General features: G+C 72.4%; 2 protein-coding genes. Both read right to left on the reverse strand.

Annotated elements, in window-relative coordinates; all coding sequences use genetic code 11:
* Nucleotides 1-7 precede the first annotated feature (7 nt).
* Nucleotides 8-3673 carry a caspase family protein gene (locus GTP90_RS28175; protein ID WP_161086621.1) on the reverse strand — a complete coding sequence of 1222 codons (3666 nt, stop codon included), beginning with the start codon at nt 3671-3673 and terminating at the stop codon, nt 8-10.
* Between the two features lie 20 nt (nt 3674-3693).
* Nucleotides 3694-6324 (reverse strand): caspase family protein (locus tag GTP90_RS28180; protein ID WP_175048264.1); only part of this gene is annotated, 2631 nt, incomplete at its 5' end.

Here is a 6324-nt window from a genome sequence, read left to right on the forward strand (position 1 = left end):
TGTGGTGCTATGGCCCACGCTCCGGATATGGTATTTGCTGCCGGATGATTTTTTTTGGCAGCGGGGTAACCCCGGCTGGCAGCGGGGGTTCGGCCAGGCGTGACATCACCGCAGTAAGCCGCCCGCGGGTGAAATCGAACAGTGCGGGCGTCTGGGCGCGCCGGAGTGCCTTCCTATAGAAATCGGGACCCGGATCCGGATCCTTGCCGACGTATTCGATTTTCAGCCGGCCGTGACGCAAGTCTTCATACAGGCCCGGCGTCCGCTGGTCGCCGTAGCGCAGCCATTCGGCCAGCGTCAGCTGGCCGTCGCCGTCGTGATCGGCCCTGAGCGACGGATCGGTTGACGAGACGGGGGCCAGGCCATCGCGCGCCAGCACATAGGTCAGCAATCCTTGCCGCAGACGCCCGCTTTCCATGGCCACGTCGTCGCCCTGGCTCGCCGCGAGGATCAGCATGCCCTTGTCGTAGGCCAGCTGGCCCAGGCCCCGGTCTCCCATCGGGCCGGGCTTGAACCCGGTCTGCTCCACGGCGGCGCCGGCATGGCAGGCATCGATGATCATCGCCACCTGCCCGGCGTCGATTGGGCCGAGCCAGGCGCTGAGTTCGTCGCTGGAGATAAAGCCGGGCAGCGCCGCGGCTTCGATTTTGCCTTGGTCCGGACCGGAATCGGACGGCAGCAGGTAGAAGCTGCCGTCCGGCGCCGTGTAGCCGTGGCTGGAAAAGCTGAGCACCAGCAAATCGTCGGGACCCGCGCGCGCCAGCTGGCCTGCTTGCGGCACGCCGGCGAGACGGCCGGGGTCGGCGTCCGCACCCGCCAGGCGCGCCAGTGCCTCCCGAATGTTGGCCTTGGTCGCTTGCCAGGAGGCGGGGGCGGTTTCCGAAGCCAGCACCACGCTGACGACGTCATAACCCTCCAGTCCGGCGAGCGCGCGGCTCATGGCGCGCGCGTCGTTGACCGCGAAACGCAGCGCGCGCGACGGTGCCGCATAACCGTTGATGCCGACGCTGAGCACGTACGCCTTCGGCCGGGGCCGGTGTGGCGTGGCCGGCAGCACCAGCGAGGCGTCGCGCGCGGTGGCGCTCTTGACGCGTTCGTCGTTGAAGGCGTAGGCACTGAACTCCACCGGCCGTTCATGCGCCGTGGTGGGCAGCCGGACGCTGAACTCCTTTTCAAACCTGGCCTGGCCGGCGCGGGGGGCGAGATGGGTGCGCAAGCGCCAGGCGCCGGGGTCATCGTTGCCATCCGGGTGTTGCGGCCAGCGCTGCACCAACTGGCCGTCGCGGAACAGGTGCAGGTCGTAGCCGTCGCTGCGTGTCTTGCGGTTGGTCTGCGTCGGGTCCGTGCCGGGCGTCACCGCCACCCGCACCAGGGCGTAGCCCGGTTCGCTCGATGGACGGACTTGCGTGATTTCCACAACGGGCCGCACCCGGTTCAGGCTTGCAACCGTCGCGCGCGCGGGAAACGCGGTCTGGCACGCCGCCGCCGGGTCCGGCCGTGCCATGCTGCAGGCCAGCATCCGGACCGCGAGGCGGGGTTCGAAGTAATCGCGCATGAAGATTTCCGGCGGCAGTGGGCGCAGCGGCGCGTCCGACATCAGCCAATGCAGCGCGCCGCCGGTGTCGAGGTCGCCGGTGTCGAAGCGCCCCTCGGGGTCGGTGACCGCCCAGCGCCGGAACGGCAATTCGTCAAAGCGGAGCACGGCGCGCGGCCGCTCCGGATCGCTCAGGTCCCACACGCGCATGTTGTAGTCGGCGTAGGTGAACAGGCGCCGGCCGTCGGCGCTCAGGCTGACGGCCTGCACCGCGCCGCTGTGCGCAATGCTTGCCCGCTGCGCGCCGGTGCGCCCGTTCCAGATGCGCGCGATGGCGTCCTCGCCGCCGGTGACCAGCAGGTCGTCCGCGCCCAGCGCCAGCGTCGTGATGGCCGCCGCGTGGGCGCCGGCGGGATGGAGCTGCTTGCCATTGACGGCGTCATACACCAGCGTGCGGTTATAGCCGTTGCCGTAGGTGACGGTGAGCTGGCGCGCATCGGCGCTGAACGCCATGCCGGTGACGGTGGCATTGATTCCGGGGGGCGCGATGGTGTACCGGCGGGGCCCGCGCCGGGCGGGATAGAGCTGCACCTCGCCCAGCTCGTCGCCGATGGCCAGCAGCCGGCCGTCGCCGGAATAGGCCAGCGCGGCGATGCTGTGCAGGCCGGTGGCGCGGGTTTGCCGCAGCTGGCCGGTGCTGGCCTTCCAATAGTAGACGCTGGAGTAGGTGGCGGTCGCCAGCAGATCCTCGCTGGGATGGAAGGCCAGCGCCGCCAGGCCGCCGATGTTGCCGGCCGCGCTCCACCGCTGGCGTCCGGTGGCGGCGTCCCACATCGCCAGCCGCGCCGAACCGCCAGCAAGCACCTGTGTGCCGTCGGGGCTGATGGCGATCCGTTCCGCTTCCGGCGCAATGTCGATCGCCACCCGGCGCCCGTTGTCGAGGTCCCAGACGGCGATGCCATTCGGCGTCGGCAGCACGGCGCGCGTGCCGCTGCGATCGGTCAGCGCCAGGTGGAGCGGGCCGTACGGGCGGGCCGGCAATACGCTGCTGTAGCGGTGCCGCGCGCGGTCCCAGATCGCTAGTTTACCGTCGCGAAAGCCGATCGCCAGCCGGTGGCCGTCCGGGGAAAATGCGTAGAGGCTGACCGGGTTGACCGTGCGCTCGTACTCGGCGCCCGCCCAGGGCAGCCGCTCCAGCAGCTGGCCGCCGGCCACGCTATACAGCGCGGCGGCGCTGGCCTCGGTATTGTCGGCGCTTCGGCTGGGCTCGCCCGAATACAGGGCCAGGACGGCGCCGTCGGCCGACAGGGCGGCGGCGTTGGCGGCGTAGGCAACGGTGCGTCCGCTGCCCAGGTCGCGCAGGAACACCTGGCGGTCGACCTGGTAGAGCAGGCGCGCGTCGCCGTCGAAGCGCACCGCCGACGCGGTGCCGGACGGCAGCTTGATGTCGTCGAGCAGGCGGCCGTCGCGGGGATCGATGATGCGCACCGCCGGCGCCACCGCCACGCCGCCGGGTCCCGCGCGGGTGATGGCGGCGGCGGCCAATGCCAGCCGGGTGCCATCGGGACTGAAGGCCAGCGCGTCGATCTGGTGCAGGTCGCGCACGTCGAGCTCGCGCGCGGCGGCGCCCGGGCGGTGCAGGCGCAGGAACAAGCGCGCGCCCTGGTCCGGAGCGCCGTTGCCGGCCGTGGCGATCAGGTGGGCCGCGGGGGAGGCGGCCAGCGCGGAGACCATGTCGGTGTCGCCGTCCAGCGTGGCCAGCAGCCGGCCGTCGGCCACGTTCCACAGCCGGGTGCCGTCGGTGGCGCCGATGGCCAGCTGGCGGTCGGCGTCGACGAAGGCGGCGTCCTGCATGCGGTTGCTGTAGCCGCGCACGAAACCGCCGGTGGCGGTAAACACCCGCAGCAAGGCGCCGCTGCCCGCGTCCCACAGCCGCGCGCTGTTGTCCGCGCTGGTGGACAGGATGCGCTGGCTGTCCGCGCTCCAGGTCAGCGAGCTGATGCCTTGGCGGTGGGCGGCGGCGATGCTCAGTTCCGCGCGGGCGGCGGGCGGCGCGGCCGCGCTATCGGCGGCCCAGGCGCCGCCCGCGCAAAGGGCATAGCCCAGCGCCGCGGCGGCCCGTTTCAGCGTATGGTGCATGGTGCCCCCGGGGCGCGGCGTTATGGCCGCGGCGGCAGCAACACCGGGTCGTCGCCACCTTGTTGAAAATCGAACAGGGCCGGCGTCTGGCCCTTCCGGGCAAGCTGCTCCAGCCAGCGCTCGGGGTCGACCGACGGATCGCGCCGCGCCGGGTCCAGCGCCAGCGTGCGGCTGCGGATGGCCGCGTACAGCGCCGGCACCTGCTGCGCGCCGTAATTCAGCCACTCGCGCAGCGTCAGCCCGCCGTCGCCGTCGGTGTCGGCGGCCAGCCGCGACGGCGTGCGCCGGTCGGGCGCCAGGCCGGCATTGACCAGAGCGTACGTCAGCAAGCCTTGCCGCAATTGGCCCACCTCGAGCGCCACGTCGCTGGCCTGGGTGGCCGCGAGGATCATCATGCCCTTGTCGTAGGCCAGCTGGCCGAAGCCGGCGTCGCCCAGCGGCCCGGGCCGGAAGCCGGCGGCATCGACGAAGCCGCCGGCGTGGCAGGCGTCGATGATCAGCGCCATGTGCCCGGCATCGACCTGGCGCAGCCAGAGCGACAGGTCGGTGCTGGAGATGAGCCGTTCCCGGTCCAGCGGCGCCGGCCCGCCGTGGTGCCCGGTGTCGGACGGCAGCAGGTAGAACTGGCCGCCGGCATCCGCGTAGCCGTGGCTGGAGAAGGTCACGATGACGAGGTCGTCGGGCGTGGCGCCGGCGAACCGCGCCAGCGCCGCCTGGTCGATGTCCGGCACCGCGCGCAGCCGCGCGCGGGCGTCGCCGCCGTCGCCCGCCAGCAGCGCGAGCACGTCGCGCACATTGGCCTTGGTGGCTTGCCGGACGGCGGCCACGTCGCCGTGCGGGTGGTCGGACAGCAAGCTGAGGCGGACCACCTCGTAGTCCTGGAAGCGGCTGAGCGCCGCGCTCATGTCGCGCGCGTCCTTGGCGGCGAATTGCAGCGTCAAGGCCGGATCGTCGTAGGCGTTGACGCCGACCGTGAGCACGTAGGCCCTGGGCGCCGCCGGCGCGCCGGCCGGGGCGGGAAGCGCGCCGGACCAGCGCACCGTGGCGCTCTTGACGCGGTCCCGGTTGAAGGCGTAGGCGCTCAATTCGAGCGGACGCCGCGGCGAACTGCGCGGCAGGCGCACCGGAAACACATGGCTGCCGTCCGGCACCCGGGTGGCCTGGCGCCACGCGTCCAGGCCGGTGTCCCCGGTGCCGGCGGACGCCGGCGGCGGCCACTGGCCGACCAGTTTGCCGTCCCGGAACAGCCGCAGGTCGTAGGCGTCGGTCTGGGTCTGGCCGTTGCGCTGGCTGGGATCGCTCCGGCCGCTGACCCGCACCTCCACCAGCACCTCGTCCGGCGTGCGGCCGGGACGCACGGCGGTCAGCGCCACCTCGGGCTGCACCCGGTTCAGGGCATCGATCCGCGTCGGCGGCGCCGGGAGATCGCAGCCGGGCTTGCCGGCGCAGGCGAGCAGGCGCCCGAGCAGCCCGGGGCGGTACAGGGCGCGCGTGAAGATTTCCGCCGGAAAGGCCCGCAGCGGGTCGTCCGGAAAGATCCAGGCCAGCGCATTGAGGCGGTCGAGATTGCTGGTGTCGAACTGGCCGTCTGCCGCGCCCACCAGCCAGTCGGCATTGCCGCGGAAGTTGACCAGCGTCGCCTGGGGCGTCAGCACGGCCGGCGGCGCGGCCGGCATCCGCCACAGGCGCACCGTGCCGTCCTCGCTGCCGCTGAGCAGTTGATGGTCGCCGTTGAACGCCAACGCGGCCACCCGGGCGCTGTGGCCGGGCAGCGCCGCCAGCCGCCTGCCGCGCGCAGCATCCCACAGCGTTAGCGCGGCGTCGTCGCTGAGCAGCGCGCTGAGCGCCACCAGCTTGCCGTCCGGCGAGACGGCCACGTTGTTATTGAAATGCCGGTCCGGGTCGGTGTGCCGCAGCTGGCCGGCGCCGGCGTCCCACAACAGAAAATTCCGCCCGGCCTGCAGCAGGCTTTCCGCGCTGGCGATGGCCAGCAGCGGACTGGCGGGCGCGTACGCGAGGCCCTGCACCGCGCTGCGGGTGGCGGCAAAAGGCGAGGGCCGTTCGGCGCCGCTCCGGCTATCGAGCAGTTTCAACGTGGCGCGCGGTGCCGGGTCGTTGTCCAGGTTCATGTGGCCGCTGGCCAGGGTCAGGCCGTCGCTGCTGTAGGCCAGCGCCTGCACGTCCTGCTTGATGTCCGGCAAGTCGCGCACCTTGGCCGTTGCCGGGTCGTGCGGATCGGCAAACGTGAGCAGCGACAGGCGCGGCGTGCCGGGCGAGAAAAACACCGATCCGCGGCCGACCGCCAGCTGGTGGCCCTGCGGCGAGAAGGCCAGCCTCAGGTCGTCGCCGCCGAACTCCCCGCGGTACAGCAGCTCGCCATGGGCGGCCGACCTGACGGTGACGGCGCCCTGCGCCTCGCCGACGGCGTAACGGCCGAGCGCGGTGTTGCCGGCCAGCGCCTGGATGGTCTCGTTGGTGGACCAGGCGTAGCGGGGATGGCCGGTCGTGGCGTCCCACATGGTCAGGCGCTTGCCGCTGGCGATGGCCAGCGCCTGGCCCTCGTCAAACAGGGCGATGCCGGCGATCGGCGCCAGCGCGCCGGCGCCCAGCGGCGTGAGCGCCAGGCCGGCCGGATCGCCGGGCGGGACGGC

This window comes from Duganella vulcania (genome assembly GCF_009857655.1).
GTDB classification, from domain to species: Bacteria; Pseudomonadota; Gammaproteobacteria; order Burkholderiales; family Burkholderiaceae_D; genus Rugamonas; species Rugamonas vulcania.